Raw genomic sequence first — 26,663 nt, 5'->3', positions numbered from 1 at the left:
GGCGGCAAAGGCCGCAGCGGCGGCCAAGGCGGCCGCACCCCGCGCGACGCCTACGGCAACCCGCTGATGCACGAGGGCACGCCGCTGTTCAAGCTGAGCCGCCGCGAGCAGGAACAGCAAAGGATGCAGCAAGCGCAAGGCCGCAACAAACCGGTCTACCAGCGCGACAGCAACGGGGACGTCAACGGCAATGTGGCGCTGGATCACGAACGCCGCTTCGGCAACAAAAACGCCGCCGCGCCGGCCGGCCAGCCGGCCACGGGCAAGAACGGCGCGCCGCCGCGTCAGGGCAAGCCCGACGGCGGCAAGCAACTGGTGCAAAAAGCCAAGAAACTGCGTTTGCGCAGCCCCAATCAAGACATCAAGGACAAGGCCAAGCGTTTGCGCGAAGTCCGCGTGGATCTGGACGATATCGAACCGGTGCGACTGCAAAAAGCGCTGGCGGCGTCCGGCGTCGGCTCGCGTCGCGAGATGGAAGAATGGATCGAAGCCGGCCAGGTCACCGTCAACGGCAAGAAAGCCAGCCTGGGCGACCGCGTCGGTCCGCGCGACCGCGTGATGGTGAAGGGCGACCAGATCAAGTTGAAATGGCCGGACCGTCTGCCGCGCGTGATCATGTATCACAAGGAAGAAGGCGAAATCGTCAGCCGTGACGATCCGGAAGGCCGCGTCACTGTGTTCGACCGTTTGCCGCAGGCCAAGTCCAGCCGCTGGGTGGCGATAGGCCGTCTGGACGTCAATACTTCGGGTCTGTTGCTGATCACCACCAGCGGCGAACTGGCCAACCGCATGATGCACCCCAGCTTCGAAGTGGAGCGCGAGTACTCGGTGCGCGTGTTGGGCGAGCTGACGCCGGAAATCATGAAGCAGATGGTGGCCGGCGTGGAACTGGAAGACGGCGAAGCGCGTTTTGACCGCGTCTTCCAGAAAGGCGGCCCGGAAGAGGCGGCCAACCAATGGTTCAACGTGGTGATCAAGGAAGGCCGCAATCGCGAAGTGCGTCGCATGTTCGAGCACTTCGGCTTGACGGTCAGCCGGCTGATCCGCGTGCGCTTCGGTAATATCGGTTTGCCTCCGCGCTTGAAGCGCGGTCAGTTTTACGAGCTGAACTCCGCTGAAGTGGCCGCGGTGATGAAGTGGTCCAATCTGACCGTCACCGGCGGCAAGAAGGCGGCGCCGGTCAAGAAGGCCTCGGCCAAGGCGCACCGCTGAGCGTGCGCGCCATGTTGTGGAGCCTGGCTGCCCGCGCCTGGTCGCGTTTGCGCGGCGCGGCGCCGGCGGTTGAGCCGGCTCCGCCGGCGATAGGCAAGCGTCAGCGCGCCGCCATCGCCATCGTCGATGGCGGGCGCATTTTGCTGATGCATCGCGTCAAACCCGGCAAGGACTATTATGTTTTGCCGGGCGGCGGCATCAAGCGGCGCGAGACGGCCGCCATTGCCTGCGTGCGCGAGACGCGCGAGGAAACCGGGCTCAACGTTCGTTTGGGCGGCATGCTGTGCGTGTTGGACGCCAAGGACAGGGTCGAGCATGTGTTCCTGGCCGCCAGCCACGCCGGGGAGCTTAGACTTGGCGGGCCGGAGTTGGCCAAGATGGGGCCCGACAATCTTTACGAGCTTGAGTGGCTGGACCGCGAGCAGCTGCGGCGGGTCAAGCTGAAGCCCAAGGGCTTGCTGCCGCATTGCCTAGCCTTGTTGGAACCCGCCGCCGGCCGTTGAGGCTGGCGTTTTTCATGGATGGATGGACGAAGATGAGCAAGGCGTTTACCAAGGAAAACGACGAGGCGGAAGAGGATCTTCCGGCTGAGCGGCGCTTGCCCGCCTCCACTAAGAACTACATTACGCCCGGCGGCTGGCAGCGCTTGAAGGATGAGCTTTATCACCTGGTCAACCGCGAGCGGCCGGAGATGGTGCAGGTTGTGAACTGGGCAGCCAGCAACGGCGACCGTTCGGAAAATGGCGACTATCTGTACGGCAAGCGCCGCCTGCGCGAGATAGACCGCCGCATCCGCTTTCTGACCAAGCGTCTGGAAATCGCCGAAGTGGTGGATCCGGAAACCCGGGAGGCGACCGACCAAGTGTTTTTCTCCGCCACCGTGCTGATTGAACGCGGCGACGGCAGCGAGCAATTGTTGCGCATCGTCGGGGTCGACGAGATCGATTTGGCGCGCGGCCATATCAGTTGGATCTCGCCGATCGCGCGGACGCTGTTGAAGGCGCGCGAGGGCGACTCGGTGTTGTTCCGCGGGCCGGATGGCGATGAAGACATCGAGGTGCTGGAAGTACGCTACGAGCGCATAGACTGAGATTTTCGCAAACGCGAGGGAGAACGGCCCGGACATCAGTCCGGGCCGTTTTCTTATTTGGCGGAGCGGAATCAGTCCAATAGCTTGCGCAGCCAGCCGTGTTTGCCGCCGTGGTGACCCCCGCGGCGGCGCTCGTCGTCATGGCCGCGACCATGCGCGGACGGGGCGTAGGCGGCGGGGGCCGCCGAGGGGGCGGGAGTTTGGGTTTGCAATAAGCGCTCAAGCTGGCCGGGAGCCAGCCAGACTCCGCGGCACTGCGGGCAGTAATCGATGGCGACGGACAGACGCTCGCCCATCAGCAGGGTGACTTGGCAACTGGGACAATTCATGGCGTGCTCCTTGGCGCGCCGGAGCGGCGCGGTGGGTCAGGGAAATGCGCAGGCTCGGCCTCGCCAGCGCATTGCAAACCATGAAGCGGCTACAGGGTCAAGTTTTGCCGCGCGGAGGCGCGTCGTCGGGCCGCGATTGCGCGGCCAGGGTGCGGTTGATCTGCATCCAGCCGGCGGTGGCAGGCTTGCCGGTTTGCCCAAACGCCGCTTGCAGCAATTTCAGTTGCTCGCGGTGAAGGGCTTCCTCCAGCTTGCGTCCTTCCGGGGTCAGCGTCAGTTGCTTGACCCGCTTGTCGTGCTGCGCGGCCACGCTTTGCACCAGCGCCATTTCCAGCAGTTGGCGCAGAGGCATGTTGATGGCCTGCTTGGTCACGCCCAGCGCGGCCAGCAAATCCTTGACCGATAAACCGGGGTAGCGGGCGACGAAGAAAAGGATGCGGTGGTGCACGCGAGCCAGGCCGCGTTTGGCCAGCATTTCATCCGGTTTATCGGTGAAAGCTTTGTAGGCATGGAAGAAGGCTTCCATGGCGGCGCGCATGTCATCGGACGGAGATAGGTCAGCCATGTTGACGGAACCTGCTGTGGTCGGTAGATTGAGTCAATATTATTGACATTAGTAAGAAAGCTGCGGACAAGCCTATGCAGAGTACCATGTTTTCAGAGCGCATCGAACGGCTCAGCGGCTCGCTGATCCGGGAAATACTGGCGGCGGCGCAACAGCCGCAGATGATCTCTTTCGCCGGCGGCCTGCCGGCCAGCCAGTGCCTGCCGCCCTTGGATTTTACCGGGATGCCGGCGGCCATGGCGCAGTACGGGGCCAGCGAAGGGGAGCCGGAGTTGCGCGAGCTGATCGCGGAGCAGGCGCGGCGCATGGGCATAAGTTGCGAGGCTGAGCAGGTGTTGGTGCTGTCTGGTTCGCAGCAGAGCATCGATTTGTGCGCCAAGCTATTCATCGATCCCGGCACGCCGGTTGTGACCGAAGGGCCGACTTATCTAGCCGCCTTGCAGGCTTTCAAGCTCTTCGGCGCACGTGTTCACGCGGTGGGACAACGGGACGGCAGGCTGGAGCCGCAGGCCTTGGCCGCTGCGTTGGAACAGGCGCGGCCGCGCTGCTGTTACCTGATTCCCAGTTTTCAGAACCCGGCGGGCAGCTGTTACAGCGCCGAAGACCGGCAAGCGCTGGCTGCCGCCATCGACGCTGCCGGAGTGCCCTTGATCGAAGACGATCCTTACCGCGCCCTCAGTTACGACGGCGAGGCGCCGGCGCCGTTGGTCAGCCATTTGAAGAACGCGCCTTGGATTTATTCCGGTTCCTTTTCCAAAACCCTGGCGCCCGGCTTGCGCGTCGGTTTCCTGATTGCCTCGCCGGAGCTGTACCCCTATTTGATGCGTCTGAAGCAGGCGACCGATCTGCACACCAACCGTCCGGCGCAGTGGTTCATTGCCCGCCAGTTGCGGGATCCCGGCTATGAACAACGTTTGCTGGGGCTGCGCGAGGTGTATCGCGTCGGACGCGACGCGATGCAGGCTTCGCTGCAGCGGCATTTCGCGGATTTGGCCGATTGGCAGCTGCCGCAAGGCGGGTTGTTTTTCTGGCTCAAGCTGAAGCAACTCAGGGATACCCGCAAGCTGCTGCCGCTGGCTTTGCAGCAGAATGTCGCCTTCATGCCGGGCGAAGCATTCTTTCCGGAGCCGGAACAGAACCTCGGCTATATGCGCCTGAATTTCAGCCATGCTTCTCCAGAGCGCATAGAGATAGGCATCGCCAGACTGGCGGCTTTGCTGCGCGCCCAGGCTGCCGCGGAGTAAGCCGCGGTTCAAAGTCCGCGCGCAGCCCGTCCTGGGCTAGCGCGTCAGCGCGGGGAGGGATGCTCGCCGCCATGCGTCATAAAAAATAGCGCCGGCCTTGCTCATGGGGCGGCGCTTCTCTTCATCTTCCCGGCCCCCAACGAAGGCATCGTTTTCCCCTTCTTCTTTTCCTCTATCTCCCGCGGCGTGTCGGAGCATCCTTTCCGTGTCTCAAGCCAAGTTGGCGCTAGGAGCCGCTAACCAAACCCCTGATCCTGCGTTGCGCCTCCTTGCCGTACGACTTGCACTGCCTGCGTTGGCGCGCCTTGGCTCAGGTTCTCTGCGAGGATTCGTTAGCGGTTCTAAGCGCTTCTCCTTGTCCTGAGGCAGAGAAGATGGCCGATGCGATCGACCGGCCTCCTGCATTATTAAGAAAATTGAATATGCCAAACACATTGTTTTTGATGCAAACTTTATGCTTTTGTCAATTGCGGTGGATGTTTCGCTACTAGGCATCATTCTTATATTTATTTTCTTTAATTAAGAATTTGCCGGTATTGGATCAATTAATTAAACAACTGCCGGTGATTTATGCCGTAATTGTCATGTCGATTGGAGTTGAATTCATCGATCCGGATCTTTTTTTGTCGATCCAATTCGCGGCGCTTAAATCTTTGATATCGCCGCGAAAATCTGTATTTCAAAAAATACAAGCCGTAAATCGGCTGAAGTGGTAACTGGCAGTTCGGGGGATGCTTTTCCTAGAGGTCTTTCAGTATAGTGCTGACGCTTCATTCTTCCCGCATGGGATTTTTTGAATTAAAGCGATCAAATAAATCTACACGAAAACAATTTTAGCATCAATATTCATTGCGTTTTCCTAATTTGGGGCTACACGGAAAAATAGCCATGCAAATTATTAAAGCAATGCTGATTCGCAATGATTTGATCGCTGAAATGATATCGAATCATCTCAAAAGAAAGTCCGATTACGGCGCATGAGACACACTGTAAATCCTATTCACTTGATTCAAACGCTGCTTGGGCAAACCGCTGCGCACGCGTCACGCATCCTTACGTGAAAACGAAGGGATGATCCTCGCCAACCTGTCGAGGACATGGTTTCGACAGGGCGGAATATATCAAAACAGCATGACTGCTTCTTGAATGGGGCGGGCTACGGCCCGGCCCGTATTCAAAGTCCTCGCGATCATCGCGGCATTCGCCGTGGCTGAACGAGCGGCAGGGTGACGGCGAAAGTCGGCCCAGTGAAGGCGAAGCGACGATTCGACTTAGGCCGCACGGGCTTATTTCGATGGGCGCTCGCCGCGAATTCCCGGAGCAGTTGTCGATACATGGAGGTCTTGCAATGTATTCCTCTTCCGATGTCGCATCGCGGCGCATATCCGCCGCGGACAAGTTCGGACCTCATCATGCTTTTCCGCATCGCGAAGCGCTGAGCATCGCCCGGCAGTTGCTGTGGCGGGCGGAGGCGAGTCCCGATCGTCTCGCCTACGCGTCGGCCGATCCGGTGAAAAACATCGCGCTCAGCTATGCGGGGCTGTGCGAACGGGCGTCCGGCATCGCCGCGCGTCTGGCGCAAGCGACCGAGACCGGCGACCGGGTGATGCTGGTCTATCAGGAACCTCTCGATTTCCTTCCGGCTTTCTTTGGCTGCTGCCTGGCCGGCGTGATTCCCGTGCCGGTGGCGCCGCGTCACGGCCGGGACACGTTGCTTGCGATCGCAGAGGACTGCGGCGCGGTCATCGCGCTGACGGCTGAGGCGCGAGACGCCTTGCCTGACCTGCGCTGGATGCGCACGGACGAAACCGAGGGCGCCGCGCCCTTTTTGCGCGCCGCCGGCGAAGGCAGTCCGGTTTTGCTTCAGTACACCTCGGGGTCCACGCGCACGCCGCAGGGTGTCGTGGTCACGCAGACCGGGCTGTGGGCGACGATAGAGGATCTTGATCGCGGCGCGATGCACGACGCGGACAGCGTGATGATCAGTTGGCTGCCGTACTTTCACGATATGGGCCTGGTGTACGGCATTCTCACCCCCTTGCAATGCGGTTTTCCCGCCTATTTGATGGCGCCGGAGAAATTCGTAGCCCAGCCCATGTCCTGGCTGCGCGCCATCGAGGCGCGGCGGGGCACCCACACCGCCGCGCCGAATTTCGCCTATGCCTTGTGCGCGGACCGCGCGGCGGATCTCGCGCCGGGGACCGATCTGTCGTCGCTGCGTTACGCGTTGAACGGCGCGGAACCCGTGCGCTGCGACACCGTGCGCCGTTTCGAGGCGGCCTTCGCGCCGTTTGGACTGAAGCCGTCCGTGGTGGCGCCGGGCTACGGCCTGGCCGAGGCTACGCTGAAAGTGACCGCTGGCCGATGCGGCGAGGGCACGCGCGGCGTGCGCTTCGGGCGAGACGCGCTGGCGCGAGGCCGGGTGTCGCCAGAGGCGGACGGAGTTGAGTTGGCAGCCTGCGGTTCGAGTCTGATCGATACGCGCGTCCGGATTGTCGATCCGGACACGCGCGAGCCGTGCGCGGCGGATGTCGTCGGCGAAATCTGGGTGTCTGGAAGCACGGTTGCCGACAGCTACTGGCGCCGCCCTGAGGAGTCGCGCGAGATCTTCGGCGCGAGGCTGGCCGATGACGATGGCGTCTGGTTGAGAACCGGCGATCTTGGTTTTCTGTACGACGGCGATCTGTTCGTGACCAGCCGGCTGAAGGATTTGATCATTGTCGGCGGGCGGAATTTTTACAGCCACGATCTCGAAGACTCCGTGTCGGCCTGCCACCCGTCCATTCGAATGGGGCGCGTATTCGCCGCCGCCGTCGACGGGGAGGAGGGCGAAGAGGTTTTGATCGGCGCGGAGGTGCGCGGCGGCTGCGAGGAGGCGGATGCCCGCGAGATTCTGCCGGTGATTCGCGCGGCGCTTGCGCGGGAGCACGGCGTGGCGCCGGCGCGCGTCGCGCTGCTGCGGCGCGGCAGCATCCTGCGCACGTCCAGCGGCAAAACCCGGCGCAGCGCCACCCGCGACGCGCTGCTGCGCGGTGAACTGAGCATCATCGCCGATGACGCCGCCGCCATGAGCGACGACGCGATTCTCGCCGAGATCTCGAGTTTTGTGCCCGGCGCGGCGGCGACGCCCGACGCCAGGCTGATCGATCTGGGGCTGGATTCGCTGTCGGCCGCGCGGCTTGCCGCCATGGCGCGGGCGCGCCACGGCGTGGAATTGTCGTTCGCGACGCTGTTCGCGCTCTCGGCCGAGCAACTGAGGCGCGAGATCGTTGCCGCCAGAGCCCGGCATGATGGAAGCGCTGCGCCTGTTTCGGTTCGCGGCTATGCGGCGGGAGAGCCGTTCGAGCTGTCCGAGATGCAGCAAGCTTATTGGATAGGCCAGCAGGGCGGCGTGCCGCTGGGCAGCGTGTCGCCGCACATCCGAGTGGACTTCGAGATCGACGCCGCGCGCGCGCCGGAACTGGGCCGGCGTCTAGCGAGCCTGGTCGCGCGCCATCCGTCTTTGCGGATGACGGTGGGCGCCGATGGGCGCGGGGTGTTCGACGCGCTCGCTTACGACCCCTTGTTGCCGCCGCAGGATTTGCGCGGACTCGATGCGGCGGAGGCCGCCGAACGTCTGGAGGCGACGCGCGCGAGCCTGGCCGAGCGCGACGGGCCGCCCGTGGTCGCGGCGGTGACCCGCCTGACGGACAGCACGGCCATCCTGCACATGCGGCTTGGCTTGTTGGCCGGCGATCTGCGCAGCTTTCTGCAACTGATGGCCGAACTGGCGCGCGGAGCGGCCGGCGATGTTCCCGCGCAACTGATCACGCCGATGACGCCGGCGACGCCGACCGGCGAGCAGCGCGAGGCTTGGTTGCGTCGGGTGGAAGCCATCGCGCCCGCGCCTGAATTGCCGATGAAGATGGCGCTGGCCGACGTGGCCGAACCGCGCTTCGCCGGCCGCCGCCGTGAATTGCCCGCCGCCCTGTCCGCCGCGTTGGCGGCGCGCGCGCAGGGGCTTGGGGTCACGCTGACTTCGCTGTGCATCGCCGCCTTCGCCGACACCTTGCGGCTGTGGACGGCGGCGCATGCGTTCACGCTCAATGTGACTTGCAACACGCGGGCGGAGCAGGCCGGACAGGCGATAGGCGATTACACCAGCAACGCTTTGCTGTCGCTGAGCGAGCGCCATGAGTCGTTTGCCGCGTTCGCCCGGGAGGTGCAGCGGCAAGTGTGGGCGGATCTGGACGCCCCGTGGTGCTCCGGCGTGTCTATCCTGCGCGAGTTGAGCCGCCGCAACGGCGCGCCGGTATTGATGCCGGTTGTGTTGACCAGTTTGTTGTCCGGCGACCCGGCGGACGACCTGTCCATCCTGGACGGCATTGGCCGCGTGGTCGATATGGCCAATCCGACGCCGCAGGTGTCGTTGCACGCTGTCCTCGGCCGTCGCGGCGATAGGCTGCTGGTGATGTGGGAGTTCGTCGCCCAGTTGTTCCCCGAGGGCATGATAGACACGATGTTCGACGCTTTCCTCGGCGCGCTGGAAACGATGGCGACTGAAGCCGCTGCCCTTGAGCGGCCGACGGTGGCCCGGCTCGCGCCGGAGCAGGCGGCGCGGCGAGAGGCCGTCAACGCCACCGAGGCGGAGCGCGCGCCGCGCCGGCTGGAAACGCCCATCATCCGGCAGGCGCGGACCGCGCCGGAGGCCGTCGCGGTCAGGCAGGGCGCGGCGACGCTGAGCTACGGCGAGCTGCTGCGCCAGGCGGAGGACATCGCCGGCGCGCTGCGGCAAAGCGGCGTGGCCCGCGGCGACGTGGTGGCGGCCATCGTCGCGCCGGGGCCGCGGGCGGTGGCTGCGCTGTTGGGCATCGTGATGGCGGGCGCGGTCTACCTGCCGATAGAACCGTCTTGGCCGGCCGCGCGCATCGAGGAGCTGCTCGGCGAAGCCGGCGCCCGCCACGCGGTGGTGAGCGAGGGCGGCTGGACGCTGCCGGTGCAAGCGTTGCGTCTTGATTTGCCTCTGCCGCCCGGCGACGCGGGTCCGGCTCCGGACCTTGAGGCCGGGGACGCGGCCTACGTGATTTTCACTTCCGGTTCTACTGGGCGGCCGAAGGGGGTGTTGATTGCGCACGAGGCCGCGGCGAACACGATAGACGACATCAACGAGCGTTTCGCGGTCGGTCCGGCGGATCGCACGCTATGCGTGTCCTCGCTGGCTTTCGACTTATCGGTCTACGACATCTTCGGTCTGCTCGCGGTCGGCGGCGAGGTGGTTTTCCCCGAGCGGGCTCGGGACCCCGACGCGATGGCCCAGGCGCTCTGCGACGGCCGGATCACGATCTGGAATTCCGTGCCGGCCGTGCTCGAATTATTGCTGGACGTGGCCGCGCCGCGCTCGCCGGATCTGCGGCTGGCGCTGTTGAGCGGCGACTGGATCGCGCCCGGTCTGGCCGGGCGGCTGCGCGACGCGTTTCCGGCGTTGCGGCCCATCAGCCTGGGCGGGGCGACGGAGGTGTCGATTTGGTCGGTGGTGCATCCGATCGCGCCCGAGGACGCGGTGCTGGCGTCCATTCCCTACGGCAGGCCGCTGTCCAATCAGCAATGTTTCGTGCGCGCGCCGGACGGCCGGGAGCGCCCGGACGGCGTGGTGGGCGAACTGCTGCTGGGCGGCCGCGGCCTCGCGCTCGCCTATCTGGGCAACGAGGCGGAAACCCAGCGCCGTTTCTTCATCGATGCCGAGGGCCGCAGGCTCTACCGCACCGGCGATCTTGCGCGCTGGCAGCCCGACGGCGAGCTTGAGCTGCTCGGACGGATGGACGGGCAGGTCAAGGTGCAGGGCTATCGGATCGAACTGGGCGAGATCGAAGCGGCGGCGATGCGCGCAGGTTGCCTGGCGCGGGCGGTGGCCTCGGTGGTCCGGCGCAACAATGCGACGGCCATCCAGCTGCATGTGGTCGCGCGGCCGGATTACGACGGAGATATCGTTGCGGCCGTGCGCGCCAAGCTGGTTCTGCATCTGCCCGCCTATATGCAGCCGCATCACGTGACGGTGTTGGACGCGTTGCCGCTGACGGCGAACGGCAAGGTGGACCGCGCGCGTCTCGCCGCGCTGGCGGCCCCGGCTCCCGCGTCGGCGAAGCCCGCGGCGGCCGCGCGGCGCGACGACTCGCTGGAGGCGACGATGCTGGCCGCGTTCGCCGAAGTGGTCGGCGTCGAGATAGACCCCCAGCAGGGCTTCTTCGACGCGGGCGCCACGTCGATGCACGTGGTGCGGCTGCGCGCGCTGTTGGCGTCGCGCGGCGTCGCCGTTCCCCCGCTGGTCGATTTCTTTTCGCTTGCCACGATACGGGCGCTCGCCGAGCGTGCCGATTCGGGCGACGCGGACCTTTCCCCAATGATTGACGTCGACGGCGCGCGCGCCTATCGACAGCGCGTACGCGCACGCAAGGAGGCTTTGTAATGACTCACTCAACACCCGTGGACGCCGTAGCGATCATCGGCGCCAGTTGCCGCTTGCCCGGCGTCAGCACCCTGGAACAGTTCTGGTCGATGATTGCCGACGGCCAAGTGGCGATCGAGCGCTTCGGCGCGGACGCGGCGCGCCGCGAAGGCGTGCCGGAGACGGTGCTGGGGCAGCCCGGCTTCGTTGGCGCCGGCGGTCCGCTGGACGGCGTCGACCAGTTCGACGCCGCCTATTTCGGCATTCCGCCGTCCCAGGCGGCGGCCATGGATCCGCAGCAGCGCATCTTCCTTGAATGCGTGCATGAGGCGCTGGAACGCGCAGGGCACGGCGCGGCGCGCGGCGCGCGCGTCGGTGTCTGGGCCGGCTCGGCCAGCGTGGATTATCTCGTTGACCATGTGCGCGACCGGCTGGACCGCGCGTCGCCCAACCGCTATCTGCAGCAATGGGTGGGCGTGGACAAGGACTATCTGGCCACTCAGGTTGCGTACCGGCTCGACTTCGGCGGCCCGGCCATCACGCTGCAGACCGCGTGTTCGACTTCGCTGGTCGCCGTGGTCCAGGCGATGCAGGGGCTGTTGAGCTTCCAGTGCGATTTCGCGGTGGCGGGCGGGGTGAGCGTCGCTTTGCCGCAGCGGCAGGGATATGTGTACGAGGAGGGCAGCATTTTGTCCGCGGACGGCGCTTGCCGTCCGTTCACCACAGACAGCAGCGGCACGGTCTTCGGCAACGGCGCCGGCGTGGTGGTGTTGCGCCGCCTGGAGGACGCGCTGGCCGACGGCGATCCCATCATGGCGGTGATTCGCGGCGGGGCGGTCAACAACGACGGCGCGGCCAAGGTGGGCTTCACCGCGCCCGGCGGGCGCGGGCAGCTGGAGGTGATCCGCCAGGCGCTGGCGCTCAGCGAGGTGGACGGAGCGTCGATCGGCTATGTCGAGACGCACGGCACGGGCACGGCGATCGGCGACGAGGTCGAACTGGCGGCGCTGGGCGCGGCTTTGGGCGAGCGCTCCGGCGCACGCTGCGCGCTGGGCACGCTGAAGGCGAACGTCGGGCATTTGAACGCGGCGGCGGGCGCTTGCGGGCTGATCAAGGCCGCGCTGGCGGTGGAGCATGGGCGGATTCCGGCCGCTGTCGGCGCGGAACGCGCGATAGACGCGTTGCGCGGCGACGCCGGCTTCTATCTGCCGACGGAAACGGCGCCTTGGGATGCGCCGCTGCGGCGCGCGGGCGTCAGTTCCTTCGGCATCGGCGGCACCAACGCCCACGTGATCATCGAAGCGGCGCCGCCGCGCGCGCCGCGCACGGCGGATGTCGCGCCGCTCTTGCTGTTGTCGGCGCGCGGCGAGGCCTTGCCGGCGCTGTGCGCGGATTACGCGGACTTTCTCGACGGCCATCCCGAACTGAGGATAGAGGACGTTTGCCTGACGGCGGCCCTGGGGCGGCGTCATTGGGAGAAGCGTGCGGCGTTTCGCGCCGAATCCCGGCAGGCGCTGATACGCGCGCTGCGCGCCTTCGCCGCCGGCGAGGCGGATGCGGGCGTGATCGCGGGGGAAACGCCGGCGCGCGCGCCGGAAGTCAGCTTCGCTTTCGGCGGCGCGGGCGATCTGGACGCGGTGCTTGCCCGCGTGCAGCTGTGGCAAGCGAGTGGCGTCGTTCCGGCCAGTGTGTGCGCGACGGGCGACGGTGTGTTCGCCGCGGCTTTCGCGGCGGGCGCGCTGAGCCTTGACGATGCGCGGCAGCGCCGCGCGGACCGCGCCGTCGCGCCGTCCTTGCTGTGGGTGAGCGCGGCTTCGGGCCTGCCGCTGGACAGCGAGGAGGCGGTACGGGAAGAGCTGGCGCGCGCGGAGATGGCGCTTAGCGCCGCTGCCGCCGCCGAGGCGCTGGAGGCTGCCGGCGCGGAGCGGGTGCTGGACTTCGGCGATACGGTGTTGGGCACGGGCGCCGGCATGGCGTCGCTGAATCCGGCCTCTCCGGATGCGCTGGCGCGGCTGTGGACCGCGGGCGTGGCGCTGGATCTCGCGCAGCACTACCGCGACGGCAACCGGGTGGCGTTGCCGACTTATCCCTTCCAGCGCCAGCGTCACTGGATAGATCGCGCGCCGCGTTTCCTGGCGGCGGGCGCGACGCCCTTCCTCGGACGACGCACGGACGCGCCCGCCTTGGACGCGACCTTCTTCGACGCGGAGTGGAGCGTGGCCGCCTTGCCCTTCCTGCAGGACCATGTGATCTACGACAAAGTGGTGGTGTCCGGCGCGGCGCTGGCGGTGATGATCGCAGACGGCGCGCGCGAGCTGACGGGGTCGGACGCCTGCGTGTTGAGCGATTTGCGCTTCCCTGCGGCCTTGGTGATTCCGCCGGACGCGGCGCGTAAAGTCCAGCTGCAACTGGTGCGCGACGGCGATGGCTTCGAAGCCACGGTGCTGACGCTGGAGTCCGCCGACGTCCACGCCACGGCCAGGGTGGACGCCGGCGAGGCGCCAGGCGTGGCGCCGTCGGAGCCGGTGCGCGGAGAAGCGATCTCCACCGAGCTGATGGATAGCTGGCTGCGCGCGCGCAGCGTGGTGATGGGGCCGACCTTCCGGCGCTTGTCGGACATCGTCGTCGGGGACGGCGACGTGTCTTGCGATATGCGGGCCGACGCCGACGACGCGGGCTGGTTATTGCATCCCGGGATTCTGGATTCGGTGTTGCAACTGGTGGCGGCGGCCGCGCGGCCCGAGGGCAGCAAGGCTTTTGTGCCGACGCGCATCGCGCGGTTGGCGCTGCAAGGGCGGACCGGCGCCGGGATGCGCTGTCACGCGTCGGCCGAGCGGGGGCAGGCCAGTCTGTTCGATGCAGGCAAGGTGCTGCTCGAAATGACCGGCCTGGAGTCGCGCGAGGTCACTCGCAATGAATTGCTGCGCGTCGAGCCGCTGCGCGAGGGCTATGCGGTGGAATGGCGCGACGCGGCGGGCGGCGAGGCCGCCGAGTTGCCGGCGTCCATCGCCATCCTGAGCGGCGCGGGACAGACGGCGGCCGGGTTGGCGGCGATGCTGCGCGACGAAGGCAAGGAGGCCGTCGTGGTGGCGGCGGTGAATGATATTCCCTTCGACAAGGCGGGCCTGATTGTCGATTGCCGCGGGCTGGAGGCGTGCGGCGACGCGCCGGCGCCGGCGGTTTACGCGGGTGCGCTGGAACTGTTCGCCACGGCCGCGCGACGCGAGCGGCCTTGCCGCATCGCCGTGGTGCTGGCGCCGGACGCGCCGGCCTCGGCGCCGCTGCAGGCGCTGTCGCGGGCGGTGGCGATGGAAACGCCGCATCTTCAGACGCTGGCGCTGCATGCGGGCGACGCGCGGGCGATCCGCCGCGGCCTAGACTGCTTTGACCGCGAGACCGAAGTCGCCGTGCGGGGCGACGCCGTCACCGCGCCGCGCTTCGATGAACGCGCGCTGCCGCTTCGGGCCGATCTCGCGCTCTCGGCCGACGCCACTTGGTTGATTACGGGCGGGTTGGGCGAACTCGGCTTGCGCGTTGCAAGCTGGCTGGCTGCGCTGGGCGCGCGCGCCTTGGTGCTGACCGGCCGCCGGCCGGCCGATGCCGCGGCCGAATCGACGCTGTCCGCTCTGCGCCGCGACGGCGTCGAAGTGAAGGTGTGGCAGGCGGATGTGGCGGTGGAGGCGGATGTCGACGCGTTGCTGGCCGAGATCGACGCGACCATGCCGCCGTTGCGCGGCATCTGCCATCTGGCGGGCGTGGTGGAGGACTGCCTGGTCGGCGACGTCACGCCGGCGTCGCTGGCCGCCACTCTGGCCGGCAAGGCTCGCGGTGCCTGGCTGCTGCATGAGCGCACCCTGGCTTACCCGCTGGAACACTTCGTGCTGTTCTCCTCGGCGGCGGCCGCCTTCGGCGCGCCTGGGCAATCCACCTATGCGATGGCGAACGCCTACCTCGACGCGCTGGCGGCGCGCCGCCGCGAGCAGGGGCTGCCCGCGCTGTCCATCGCCTGGGGACCGTGGCAGGACGTCGGCATGCTGGCCCGTTCGAGCGCCAACGCCAAGCGGCGTCTCGCGCAGCTGGGCATCGGCCAGATCGAGGCCGAATGCGGCCGCGCCACCTTCGAGATCGCGCTGGGGGCGGATCTACCAGCCCATCTCGTGCTGCTGCCCATCGATTGGGGGCGCTTGATCGAACAATGGCCGCCGCATGTGCCGGCCAGCCGCTTCGCCGGCATTGCCACCGCGCAGCCGGGCGCGGGATCCACGTCCTCGGTCAGCGAACTGCTGGCGCTGCCCGCGGACGAACGGCGACATCGCTTGTTCCAGCTGCTGGCGGAGGACGCGGCCTTGGTGACGGGCACGCCGCTGGCCTCGCTGGACCCCGAGCGCTCCTTGTTCGACTACGACCTGGATTCCTTGCTGATCACCGATCTGCGCGTACTGCTGGAAAAGCGCTTCGGCCGGGCCATCCCGACCACGGTGATTTTCTCGAACCCGACCATAGCCGCGCTGGCGGACCATCTGACGCAGACGGTATTCGGCATGGCCGACGCGGAGGCGACAGCCGCCGCGCCCGCGGCCGAGATCGACGCGCCGACGGACGCCGCCCCGATGTCGCAGGAGGAGATCGTGGAAATGCTGTCCGCGAAATTGAACGAACTGAATAGAAAGGGCGCGCGATGAGCCAAATCGACACGACTATGCTGATGCGGAACGCGCTGCGCGAGATAGAGCGCTTGCAGCGCGAGCTGGACGGCGCAGAGCAGCGGCGGCACGCGCCCATCGCCGTGGTCGGCATGGCTTGCCGCTTCGCCGGCGTTGATTCGCCGGAGGCGCTGTGGCGGGGGCTGCTTGACGGCGCGGACGGCGTGAGCGAGGTGCCGGCCCAGCGTTGGGACGCCGAGCGCTACTTCGACGCAGACCCGGACGCGAAGGGCCGCATCTATTGCCGCACCGGGAGTTTTCTGGACGATATCGCCTCCTTCGACGCCGGCTTTTTCGGGATTTCGGCGCGCGAGGCGGCGATGCTGGATCCGCAGCAGCGCATGCTGCTTGAAGTGACTTGGGAGGCGGTGGAGCGCGCGGGGATGACGGCGGCGGAACTGAAAGGCTCGGCCACCGGGGTGTTCGCCGGCGTCATGCACCAGGACTACGCGCACCGCTTCCGCCGGGCCGATGACGTCGATCTTTACACTGCTTCGGGCAACGCGCCCAGCGTGCTGGCGGGCCGCGTGTCGCACGCGCTGGGCCTGCACGGACCCACGCTGACGATAGACTCCGCGTGCTCGTCGTCGCTGGTCGCCGTGCACCTGGCGTGCAATGCGCTGCGCGCCGGCGAGTGCGACATCGCCATCGTCGGCGGCGTCAATGTGGTGTTGTCGCCGCTGTCCACCGCCGCCGAGTGCCGGGCGCATATGTTGTCGCCCAGCGGCCGTTGCCGTTCCTTCGACGACGGCGCGGACGGTTTCGTGCGCGGCGAGGGCTGCGGCGTGGTGGTGTTGCAGCGGCAGGCCGACGCTGAAGCTGCCGGGCGCACGATAGACGCGCTGATCGCCGGCTCGGCCGTCAATCACGATGGCCGCAGCGCGGGCCTGACGGTGCCGAACGAGCACGCGCAGCGCGAGCTGGTGCGGGCCGCTCTGCGCGCCGCGCGCATCGACGCGTCCCAGGTGAACTATGTGGAGGCGCACGGCACCGGCACCGCGCTGGGCGACCCGATAGAAGCGGCGGCGCTGGCCTCCGTGTTTGCCGGTCGCGATCGCTCGGACCGCGTGCTGTTGGGCTCGATCAAGAGCAATTTCGGCCACCTTGAAGGCGCGGCGGGAATCGCCGGGCTGATCAAGGCGGCGTTGACGGTGCGTCATGGCGTGGTGCCCGCCACGCTGCATGTGCGCACGCCCAACCGCGGCATTGAATGGGACACCCTGCCGTTGCGCCTCGCGCTCGGCGCGGAACGCATAGACGGGGGAGACGCGCCCTGCGTCGCCGGGGTCAGCTCCTTCGGTTTCAGCGGCACCAATGCGCACGCGGTGCTGGTCGCGCCGCCGCGCGAGGCCGCCGGCGAAACGGCGGCCAGCGCGGGCGAAGGCGCGCAGTTGCTGGTTGTTTCCGCGAAATCCGACGCCTCGCTGCGCGGCAACGCGGCGCGGCTTGCGGACCATCTGGCCGGACTCGACGCCTCGGCGTGGGCGGCCGCCTGCCACGCGTCGCGCGTTGCGCGTTCGCATTTTCCGCATCGGCTCGCACTGACGGCGGCTACCGCGGAGGAGATGGCGCGCGAACTGGGCCGCTTTGCGCGCGGCGAGGCGGCGGCCGTCCACAGCGGCGTGTGCGGCGGAATGCCGTTCGGCCGCGACGCGGCGCCGCCCGAGACCGATGCGGGCGGCGACCCGACCGAGCGGCTGGACGCGCTGGCGCGGCGTTATGTGGCCGGCCTGCCGGTCGACTGGCCGGCGCCGGTCGGCGCCGGCAGCCGCGTCGCGCGGCTGCCGGCCTATGCCTTTGACCGTCAGTCTTACTGGGTTGACGAAGGGCCCGCGACCGCGGAGTCGCCGCTTTACCGCATCGCCTGGCAGCCGGTGGAGGCGCCGGCCGGCGCGCGCCGATCGGGCGAGCGGATTGTCGCCGGCGATCCGGCTTTGTGCGCGGAAGTGGCGCGCGCGCTGGAAGCCGCCGGCGAACGCTGCGTGATCGTGGCCGCCGAGATTGACGCGATCCGCCACGCGGGCTCCGCCGGCCTGGTGCTTGCTTTCGACCGCGCGTCCGGGGGCGAAGACGCGGTGGAGGCCATTGCGCGTCGCGGCGCCTTGCTGAGCGCGCTGGCGCGCGAGCGCGCCGCGACGTCGTCGGCGTCCATTGCCGTGGTTACGCGCGGCGGGGCGGCGACCGGGCCGGCGGAGGACGTCGATCCCGTCCTCGCCGCCTTGAGCGCGGCCGTGCGCGTCGCGCGGCGCGAACAGGGGCGAGCCTGGCGAGGCACGATCGATATCGACGGCTCGCCGGCCTCCTTCGACACACTGGCGGCGCTGCTTGCCGATGAAGCCGCCGAAGAACAACTGGCGGTGCGCGGCGCCACCGTGCTGGCGCCGCGGCTGCGGCGGGCGGGCGTTGGCGCGGCGGCCGCGCTGCCGGCGCTGGACGCCGACGCCGCCTACGTGGTGACCGGCGGCACCGGCGCCTTGGGCCTCGCGACCGCGCGCTGGCTGGCTCGTCGCGGCGCGCGCCATCTGCTGCTGATCAGCCGCGGCGGCGAAACCGGCGATGCCGCGAAGGCCGCTTGCGCGCGTTTGCGCGACGACGGCGTCGAGGTCCGCGTGGCGGCGGCCGACGTTGCCGACGAGGCCGCCTTGCGCGGCGCGCTCGCCATGGCCGGCAGGCCGATACGCGGCGTCGCGCACTGCGCGGGCATTGTGCGGGACGCGACGCTGGACGCGCTGGACGCCGCGGCTTTCGCCGCGACCCTGAGCGCCAAGGCCGGCGGCGCGGCCTTGCTGGATCGTTTGACCGAGGGCGAACCGCTCGACTTCTTCCTGCTGTATTCATCCATCTCCGCGGCGGTGGGCCGTCACGGGCAGGCCGCCTACGCCGCCGCCAACGGCTATCTCGACGCGCTCGCGCAGCGGCGACGCTTGCGCGCGCGGCCGGCGCTGTCCATCGGCTGGGGGTCTTGGGCGGCGGGCATGGGCGCGGCAGACGCGAAAACGGCGGAACGGATTCGCGCCGGAGGTCTGAACCCGCTGAGCGAAGGCGAGGCCTTCGCCGCGCTGGAGCAGGCGTTCTCGGGCGAGCCGCACCTGGTGGCCGCCTCGATCGATCTGAACCGGATCGCGGCGCAGCCCGATCTGCCGCGCCTGATTGAAGGCTTGGTCGGCCGTGCGCCGGCCGCGAGCGCGCGGACTCTGTCTTTCGACCAACTGCGCGGCCGCCCCGCCGGCGAGCGCCGTGCGCGGGTCGCCGATTATCTAGAGGCGGAATTGCGCGCGGTGCTGTCCAGCCCGGCGGCCTTGCCGCGTCAGTCCTCGCTGCTGGACCTGGGCGTCGACTCGTTGACCGGCGCGGAATTGCGCAACGAATTGGAGCGCGCGCTGGGCGTGTCCGTCGCCATCACGCATTTGATCGACGGTTCCTCGCTGGATGAACTGATTGATCAAGTCATGGCGCAGCTGGAGCGGAAGCTGGTGACAGAACAACACTCGGCCGTCGGCGCCGACACGGAGGAAATCACGCTATGACCATGGCACGGCTCATGACCGATCTTGCCGACGCGGGCGTCACGCTGCGCCGTCGCGGCGATCAGCTTCAGGTACAAGCGCCGCAGGGCGCGCTAGACGCCGCGCTGGTCGCGCGGCTGCGCGAGGCCAAGGAGGAACTGTTGCGCGTGCTCGACGACGAGGGCGCGCGCGCCGCGCCGCTGGCGCCGGCGCAGCCGGGCGAGGCCGGCGACGCGGCGGCCTTGTCGCCGGGGCAGGCTCGTTTGGTCGCGGCGACAAGGTTGGGCGATCCGGCAATGTACAACGAACAGGCGGCGATCGAACTCGCGGACGCGGTGGACGCGGAAGCCGTGGCCCGCGCCTTCGCCGCGCTCGCGCGCCGGCACGACATCCTGCGCACCGTTTTCAGCGATGGCGAGCCGGTGCGACAGACGGTTTTGCCCGAGCCGATCGTCACGCTGCAAGCGTGGACGGTGGACGGCGACGACGCCTTGCGCGCGCGCGCCGCCGACTTGGCCCGGCTGCCGTTTGCCGCCGGCGCGCCGATGTGGCGCGTCGATTTGTTCTCGACGCCCGAGCGCGCCGCCGTGCTGGTGCTGACCATCCATCACGCCATCTTCGACCGCTGGTCGATGAGCGTGCTGATTCGCGATTTCAGCGCCTATCTCGCGTCGCCGGACGCGGCCGAGGCCCCGGCGTCCGGCCTCAGCTATCGAGATTATTCCGCCTGGCAGCGCCGCTGGATGGCGTCGCCGGACTACGCGGCGCAACTGGACGCTTGGGTGGACGACTTGGCGGAAGTGGACGAGGTGCCGGCGATACGCGGCGACCGCCCGCGTCCGCCGGCGATGAGCGGGCGCGGCGGCACCGAGCGCTTCGAGATTCCGGCCGATTGCATGGACGCGGCCGCCGCGTTCTCCCGCAGCCGCAACACCACCCTGTTCACCACTTTGTTCAGCGCCTTCGCGCTGCTGCAACATCGTTATACCGGCGAAGCGCGCGCGCTGACGCTGACGCCGGCGGCCAACCGGCCTTTCCAGGCGGCGGAGGAGATCGCCGGCTATTTCGTCAACCTGGTGGCGCTGGCCACCGAGGTGGGCGAGGGCGATAGCTTCGGCGCGCTGGTGGACCGGGCTCGCGACGCCAGCGCGCGGGCGTTCGCCCGTCAGGGCGTGCCGCTGGACGCCATCGTGGAGCGGCTGCGCGCGCGCGGCGGCCCCCGGCACGAACAGTTCGCGCAGACGGTGTTCGCTTTCCAGAACGTCCGTCTGCCGGCGGTGCGCACCGCGAGCGGCGCGGCCGTGCCCTTCGATCTGGACAGCCCGTTCGCGCGCTTCGATCTCTATCTGTCGATCGAAGGCGACGAGCGAGGCACTTTCGCGGTGTGGCAGTACAACACCGATCTGTACGAAGCGGCCACCATCCGCCAGTTGGGCGAGCACTACCTGGCGCTGCTGCGCGCGGCGCTCGCCTCGCCCGACGCGGACGCGCGCGCCTTGCCCATATTATCCGCCGAGGAAGAGGCGCGTCTGCGAGGATGGGGGCGGCATGAGCTGCCGTATCGCGCCGACGCCGCGATAGACCGGCTGTTTCGCGAGCGCGCGGCGGACCATCCCGGACGCGTCGCGCTGGAGCAGGGCGGCGTGCGCTGGACTTACGCGGAGCTTGATCAGTGGTCGGACCGCGCGGCCGGCGCGCTGCGTGCGGCCGGCGTCGAAGCGGGCGCGGTGGTGGGCGTTGCGGGCGAGCGCTCGCCGCGGCTGCTCGCCGCCTTCCTCGCCGTGCTGAAGGCGGGCGCCGCCTATTTGCCGCTTGATCCGACTTATCCGGCCGCGCGCTTGCGCGCGATGACGGCGGATGCCGCGCCGGCGCTGATGATCATTGCCGACGGCTTGGACGCCGGATGGCTCGGCGATTATGCCGGGCCGGTGTTGAGCCTGGCCGATTGCGAAGCCGGCGTCGCGCGGCCGCTCCAGTCTGAAGCGCGGCCCGCGGAGGCGGAGAGCCTGGCCTATGTGATGTTCACCTCGGGGTCCACCGGTCAGCCCAAGGGCGTGGCGGTGCCGCACCGCGCGGTGGCGAGGCTAGCGACCGGCGGCGGCTATGCGCGGCTGGACGCGTCTACGGTGATGTTGCAGCAGTCTCCGCTGGGTTTCGACGCCTCAACGTTCGAAATCTGGGGATGTTGGTTGAACGGCGGGCGGTTGGTGGTCGCGGAGCCGGGCATGCCGTTTCTGGACGCGGCGTCGCGTGACGGCGTCACCACGATGTGGTTGACCGCCGACCTGTTCCGCATGGCGGTGGAAGAGGAGCCGGCCGCGCTTGGCGGCCTGCGCGAACTGCTGACCGGCGGCGACGCGCTGCCGGTGGCGAGCTGCCGGGCTTTTCTCGAGGCCTGCCCCGGCGTTGCGCTGATCAACGGCTACGGCCCGACGGAAAACACCACCTTTACTTGCAGCCATCGGGTGACGGCCGGCGACGCGCGGCGCGGCTCGATTCCGATTGGGCGGCCTATCGGCAACACCGAGGTGCGGGTGGTCGACGCGGGAGGCCGCCTGGTGCCCGTCGGCGTGCCCGGCGAGCTGTGGGCGGGCGGCGACGGACTCGCGCTAGGCTATCTGGGGCGCGCCGATTTGACGGCGGAGCGTTTCGTCGCCGCGCCGCCGCCGGACGGCGGACGCTGGTATCGCACTGGCGACCGCGTGCGCTGGCGGCGCGACGGGGTATTGGAGTTCCTGGGCCGGATCGACGAGCAGATCAAGCTGCGCGGCTATCGGATAGAACTGGGCGAGATCGAGGCGACGCTGGGCCACTACCCGGGGCTGAGCGGTTGCGCTGTCGCGCTGCGGCGCAGCGCCGCGGACGAGAAGCAATTGGTCGGCTATCTGGTGGCGCGGCCGGATTCGGGCGAGGCCGCGGATTCCGCCGCGGTGCAGGCGTGGCTGGAGGCGCGGCTGCCGGGTTATATGGTGCCGCGCGTCTGGGTCTGGCTGGACGCCTTGCCGCAGTCCGCCAACGGCAAAGTGGACCGCAAGCGTCTGCCGGATCCGGTGGTCGAGACGGGGGCGGCGGCGGCGGAGACCGAGGCCGAGGCGGCGCTGGTGGAAATCTGGCAAGGCCTACTGGGGCTGGAACGCGTGGGGGTGAGGGATAACTTCTTCGCGCTGGGCGGAGACTCCATCCTGAGCATTCAGATGGCGTCGCGGGCGGCGGAACGGGGCTTGCGCCTCAGCCCGCAGCAAGTATTCCGCTATCCGACGATTGCGGAACTGGCGGCGGAAGGCTGCGCGGCGGAAGAAGCCGGCGTGCAGGCGGAGCAGGGCGAGGTGGTCGGCGAAGTGAGGCCCGGCCCGATTCAGGCCTGGTATCTGGACTGGCCGGGCACGGACTGGGAACAGTTCAACCAGGGGGCCTATCTGGGCCTGGACGGGGCCGTCGACGCGGAGTCGCTGATCGGCGCGCTGCAGGCGGTGGCGCAGCGGCACGACGCGCTGCGGATAGGCTGGCGGCGGGATGGAGAGCGCTGGATTCAGGAAAGCGGCGCGGGCGAACCGGTGGAAGTGAAGGCCGTGGACTTGCGCGGCCTGGCCGATGCGGAGGCCGCGCTGGAGCGGGACGCCGCCGCGTTGCAATCCAGCCTGCGTTTGGGCGGCGCGAGCCTGTGGGCGGCGCGGCTGTACCGGCTGGACGAGGGCTGGCGCTTGCTGTGGCTGGCGCATCACGCCTCGGTGGACGGGGTGTCGTGGCGGATTCTGCTGGAAGACCTGTGGCGGGCCTACGCGGCGCTGAGCCGGGGCGAGGCGGCGGCATGGCCGGCCAAGACGGTGTCGTATCAGGCGTGGTCGCAGCGGCTGTGGGAATGGGCGGAAACCTTGCCGGACTCAACACTGAGTTACTGGCGGGAGATGAACGCGCCGGGCATGCCGCTGCCGGGTTTCAACGCGGCCGAGGATACGGTGGCGGCCGAGTCGCGGGTCTCGCTGCAGTGGGAGCCGGAGACGACGGAACGCTGGCTGCGGCAAGCGGGCGAGGCTTACCGGATGCGTCCGGAAGAATTGCTGGTGACCGCGCTGGCGCGGGCCTTGCGCCAGTGGACGGGCGCGGAGGAATGCGTGCTGGACCTGGAAGGGCATGGCCGCGACGGGCTGGCGGGCGTGGATGTGTCGCGCACCGTGGGCTGGTTCACCAGCCTGTATCCGCTGCGGCTGCCGCTGAGCGGGGAGCTGTCAGGAGACCTGAAACGGGTGAAGGAGCGGATGCGGAGCGTGCCGGACGGCGGCCTGGCTTACCACGCGCTGCGTTACGGCGGCCGCGGGTCGGAGCTGGGCGGTCACGCGCGCACGGTGTGTTTCAACTACCTGGGCCAATGGCGGCTGGAGGAGGGCGGCGAGCCGCGCTCCACGTGGTTGGGCGAGCCGCCGGGCGGGACGCGCGGGGCGGGGATGACGCGGCGCTACGGGCTGGACGTGGTGGCGCAGGTGCACGAAGGGCGCCTGCGGGTGGACTGGCTGTATAGCGCGGCGCGACAGCGGGAAGACGCGATCAAGGCGCTGGCCGAGGGCTTCCGCGCGGAACTGGACGCGGTGCTGGCGCATTGCCAGTCGCCGGAGTCTGGAGGGCTGACGCCGTCGGACCTGCCGCTCGCCCATCTTGACCAGAGCGAGATCGACGCGATCGAGCGCGAGCATCCGCGGCTGGAGGCCCTGTACGGTCTTACGCCGCTGCAGCAGGGCATTTTGTTCCATTCCATTGCCGACGACGGCGCGCCGCTCTACGTGGAACAACTGCACTGGAAAATGAGCGGGGCTTTCGATGCGGAGCGCTTCCGCCAAGCCTGGTTCGATGTTGCGGCTGCGCACGCCGCGCTGCGCACCACCTTCCGCTGGCGGGGGCTGAAGAGCGCGCTCCAAATCGTTCACCCTCGTCTGGACCCGGACTGGGACACGCTGGATTGGGGAGACGTGTCCGCCGACGCCTGCGCCAGCCGCTTCGCGGCCTTGCGCGAGCTTGACCGCGAACGCGGCTTCGATCTCGAACGCGGACCCTTGCTGCGCGGCACCCTGGTGCGCGAGTCCGGCGACGCTTGGCGCTTCTTGTGGAGCTACCACCACGCGGTGGTGGACGGCTGGTCGGTGCCGCTGATTCTGAAGCAGGTGCTTGGCCGTTACGCCGAGCTCGGCGCGGGCGAGGCGGCTCCGCTGCCGGGCAGCCGTTTTCTGCCCTTCGTGAACTGGCTGGCCGCGCGGGACGCGCGCGAACAGGCGGAGTACTGGAAGCAAGTGCTGGAGGGCATAGAGGAGCCCACGCCCATTGGTTTCGCGTCTCCGGCGCGCGGACCTCAAGCGCAGGGCCAGGGCCGGCGCGCCTTCGTCTTCGACGCGGCGCTGCGCGAGCAGGTAGACCGCGCCGCGCGGCGGGCCGGCGTAACCCGCGCCAGCCTGCTGACCGGCGCTTGGGCGTTGACGCTGGGTTATGCCGGCGGCGGGCGCGACGTGGTGTTCGGCACCACCTTGTCCGGCCGGCCAGCGACCTTGCCGGGCGTCGAGCGGATGGTCGGCCTTTTCATCAACACGGTGCCGGTGCGCGTGGGCATGGACGACGACGCGAGCGTATCGCAATGGCTGCGGCAGTTGCATGAACAGCAGAGTGAGCGGGCCAGGCTGGGGGCGGCCTCGCTCACAGACATCCAGCGCTGGGCGGGCTACGAGGGCGGCGAGCTCCTGAGCAGCTTGTTCGTGGTGGAAAACTATCCGGTGGATCGGACGCTGGCCCGGGGCGATGCCGGTTTCGATGTCAGCGAGTTCGCAGCCGCCGAAACGCGCACCAACTATCCGCTGGTCGGCCAGTTGATTCCGGGCGAGGAGACCGTGCTCTACGTCGATTTCGACGCCTCGCGTTACGACGAGGAGAGCATAGGCCGCTTGGGCGCGAGCTTCATGCACCTGCTCTCCCAGCTCGCCGCACAGCCGGATGCCCGGCTTGGCGATCTGACCCTGGTGGACGACGACGAGGCGCGCCGACTGATTCACGACTGGAACGCGACGCCGCCGGTAGGCGAAGGTTATCTGCTGCACGCGGGCATAGAGCGGCACGCCGAGCTGACGCCGCTGGCGCCGGCGATCATCGGCGTGGACGAAGCGATGAATTACCGGGAGCTGGCCGACGAGACGCTGCGCACGGCGAGGGCCGTGGCGGCGGCGGGCGCGAAGCGCGAACCGGTCGCCGTGCTGCTGCCTAGGAGCGCGCGCGCGGTCGCCGCGTACTCGGGCGTGATGCGCGCCGGCTGCGCTTATGTGCCGGCCGATCCGGCGATGCCGCCGGGACGATTGCGCGATCTGCTGGCCACGGTCGGCTATGTGCTGACGACGCGCGAGCATCTGCCGATGTTGCACGGCGTCGCCGCGCGGGCGATCCTGATCGACGAAACGCCGCCGGGCGATGCCGCGCTGCCGGACGCGGCGCCCGATGATCTGGCCTATGTGATGTTCACCTCCGGGTCCACCGGCAAACCCAAGGGCGTGATGATCACCCATCGCGCGGCCTCGCTGACGATAGAGGTCTTCCTGCGCCGCTATGAGATAGGCGCGTCCGACCGCTTGATGTGCGTGTCGGCGGCGGGTTTCGACCTGTCGGTATTCGATTTCTTCGGCGCGTTCGCGGCGGGCGCCGCCGTCTTGCTCGCGCCGGAATCGTCGACGATCGCGCCAGCCGTGTGGCTGGAACTGATGACGCGCGAGGGGGCGACGGTATGGGAATCCGTGCCGGCGGTGATGGAGCTGTTGCTGCTTGAGTGCCGGCAAAGCGGGCGCGCGCTGCCGCCTTCCTTGAAGCTGGCGATGTTGAGCGGCGACCGCGTGCCGGTGGGGCTGCCCGCGCAGATCCGAGCGGCCGCGACGTCCGATCCTGAGGTGCTGGCGCTGGGCGGCGCCACCGAGGCGGCCATCTGGTCGTGCTGGTACGACACGCGGGAACTGGCGTCCGACGCCGCCTTCGTGCCCTACGGCCGCCATCTGCCGGGGCAGCGGCTTTATGTGTTGTCCTCCTCGCTGCAAGCGGTGCCGGTGGGCGTGCCGGGCGATCTGTGGATCGCCGGCGCGGGCGTGGCGCTGGGTTATCTCGGCCAGCCGGATCTCACTGCTTACCGTTTTGTCGACAATCCCTTTGTGCCGGGCGAGCGGATGTACCGGACCGGCGACCGCGCGCGCGTTCTTGCCGACGGCAATCTCGAATTCCTGGGACGAGTGGACGACCAGGTCAAGATCGGCGGCTTCCGGATCGAGATCGGCGAAATCGAAGCCGCGCTAGCGGCGGCGCCGGGCGTGGAGCGCGGCGTGACTTCGGTGGTCGAGCGAGACGGGCGGCGAATCATCGCCGGCTATGTGCTGTTGCTGCCGGGCGCGAGTTTGGATCTTGCCGCGGTTCGCGACGCGCTGGCGCGGCGCTTGCCGCCCTACATGCTGCCCGCGTCGATCATGGCGCTGGACAGCTTGCCGCTGAGCGCCAACGGCAAAGTGGACCGCAAGCGTCTGCCGGATCCGGTGGTCGAGACGGGGGCGGCGGCGGCGGAGACCGAGGCCGAGGCGGCGCTGGTGG

At 68.5% G+C, this 26,663-nt stretch carries 10 protein-coding genes; 8 read left to right on the top strand and 2 right to left on the bottom strand.

Annotated elements, in window-relative coordinates; all coding sequences use genetic code 11:
• Positions 1 to 66: 66 nt before the first annotated feature.
• Genes BR71_RS13820 through greB form a run of 3 tightly spaced genes read left to right on the top strand, consistent with a single transcriptional unit; the run spans position 67 to position 2,302 of the window.
• Positions 67 to 1,212, top strand: a complete 1,146-nt coding sequence (locus BR71_RS13820) for a pseudouridine synthase (protein WP_425265945.1) — start codon at positions 67 to 69, stop codon at positions 1,210 to 1,212.
• Between the two features lie 11 nt (positions 1,213 to 1,223).
• Entirely contained in the window at positions 1,224 to 1,715 is a 492-nt protein-coding gene (locus tag BR71_RS13815) for an NUDIX domain-containing protein (RefSeq protein WP_052370569.1), read from the top strand.
• Between the two features lie 32 nt (positions 1,716 to 1,747).
• On the top strand, positions 1,748 to 2,302 hold the full coding sequence (greB, locus tag BR71_RS13810; protein WP_043591017.1) for a transcription elongation factor GreB: 555 nt from the start codon (positions 1,748 to 1,750) through the stop codon (positions 2,300 to 2,302).
• A 71-nt stretch (positions 2,303 to 2,373) separates the two neighbouring features.
• On the opposite strand, the gene BR71_RS13805 is transcribed toward greB, so the two are convergent.
• Together BR71_RS13805 and BR71_RS13800 are read right to left on the bottom strand one after the other, a co-directional pair.
• On the bottom strand, positions 2,374 to 2,631 hold the full coding sequence (locus BR71_RS13805) for a TFIIB-type zinc ribbon-containing protein (RefSeq protein WP_043638461.1): 258 nt from the start codon (positions 2,629 to 2,631) through the stop codon (positions 2,374 to 2,376).
• 97 nt (positions 2,632 to 2,728) lie between these two features.
• The gene (locus BR71_RS13800; protein ID WP_043638457.1) at positions 2,729 to 3,196 is read right to left on the bottom strand and encodes a MarR family winged helix-turn-helix transcriptional regulator; all 468 of its coding nucleotides are present in this window, start codon (positions 3,194 to 3,196) and stop codon (positions 2,729 to 2,731) included.
• 74 nt (positions 3,197 to 3,270) lie between these two features.
• On the opposite strand from BR71_RS13800, the gene BR71_RS13795 reads away from it, so the two are divergent.
• From BR71_RS13795 to BR71_RS13775, 5 genes are all read left to right on the top strand, one after another.
• Positions 3,271 to 4,440 (top strand): aminotransferase-like domain-containing protein, encoded by a 1,170-nt coding sequence (locus BR71_RS13795; RefSeq protein WP_244269631.1) that lies wholly within the window; start codon positions 3,271 to 3,273, stop codon positions 4,438 to 4,440.
• Between the two features lie 1,348 nt (positions 4,441 to 5,788).
• A complete protein-coding gene (locus BR71_RS13790) occupies positions 5,789 to 10,882 on the top strand; it encodes an amino acid adenylation domain-containing protein (protein ID WP_081862670.1) in 5,094 nt (1,697 codons plus the stop codon).
• Positions 10,882 to 15,543 (top strand): SDR family NAD(P)-dependent oxidoreductase, encoded by a 4,662-nt coding sequence (locus tag BR71_RS13785; RefSeq protein ID WP_043638445.1) that lies wholly within the window; start codon positions 10,882 to 10,884, stop codon positions 15,541 to 15,543. The genes BR71_RS13790 and BR71_RS13785 overlap by 1 nt, the downstream gene beginning before the upstream one ends.
• Complete coding sequence (locus tag BR71_RS13780; RefSeq protein ID WP_043638441.1) at positions 15,540 to 19,091, top strand: type I polyketide synthase; 3,552 nt, start codon at positions 15,540 to 15,542, stop codon at positions 19,089 to 19,091. Before BR71_RS13785 ends, BR71_RS13780 begins: the two co-directional genes overlap by 4 nt.
• A gap of 14 nt (positions 19,092 to 19,105) precedes the next feature.
• A partial coding sequence (locus BR71_RS13775; protein ID WP_162179217.1) for a non-ribosomal peptide synthetase occupies positions 19,106 to 26,663 on the top strand: 7,558 nt, incomplete at its 3' end.

It is taken from the genome of Chromobacterium haemolyticum DSM 19808 (assembly GCF_000711885.1).
Taxonomy (GTDB): domain Bacteria; phylum Pseudomonadota; class Gammaproteobacteria; order Burkholderiales; family Chromobacteriaceae; genus Chromobacterium; species Chromobacterium haemolyticum.
This window is presented reverse-complemented; position numbering and strand designations above follow the sequence as displayed.

Bases quoted from the DNA above. Each gene is read 5' to 3' on its own strand.
- BR71_RS13820 (WP_425265945.1), top strand. From the start codon at position 67: ATGCACGAGGGCACGCCGCTGTTCAAGCTGAGCCGCCGCGAGCAGGAA.
- BR71_RS13815 (WP_052370569.1), top strand. From the start codon at position 1,224: ATGTTGTGGAGCCTGGCTGCCCGCGCCTGGTCGCGTTTGCGCGGCGCG.
- greB (WP_043591017.1), top strand. From the start codon at position 1,748: ATGAGCAAGGCGTTTACCAAGGAAAACGACGAGGCGGAAGAGGATCTT.
- BR71_RS13805 (WP_043638461.1), bottom strand. From the start codon at position 2,631: ATGAATTGTCCCAGTTGCCAAGTCACCCTGCTGATGGGCGAGCGTCTG.
- BR71_RS13800 (WP_043638457.1), bottom strand. From the start codon at position 3,196: ATGGCTGACCTATCTCCGTCCGATGACATGCGCGCCGCCATGGAAGCC.
- BR71_RS13795 (WP_244269631.1), top strand. From the start codon at position 3,271: ATGCAGAGTACCATGTTTTCAGAGCGCATCGAACGGCTCAGCGGCTCG.
- BR71_RS13790 (WP_081862670.1), top strand. From the start codon at position 5,789: ATGTATTCCTCTTCCGATGTCGCATCGCGGCGCATATCCGCCGCGGAC.
- BR71_RS13785 (WP_043638445.1), top strand. From the start codon at position 10,882: ATGACTCACTCAACACCCGTGGACGCCGTAGCGATCATCGGCGCCAGT.
- BR71_RS13780 (WP_043638441.1), top strand. From the start codon at position 15,540: ATGAGCCAAATCGACACGACTATGCTGATGCGGAACGCGCTGCGCGAG.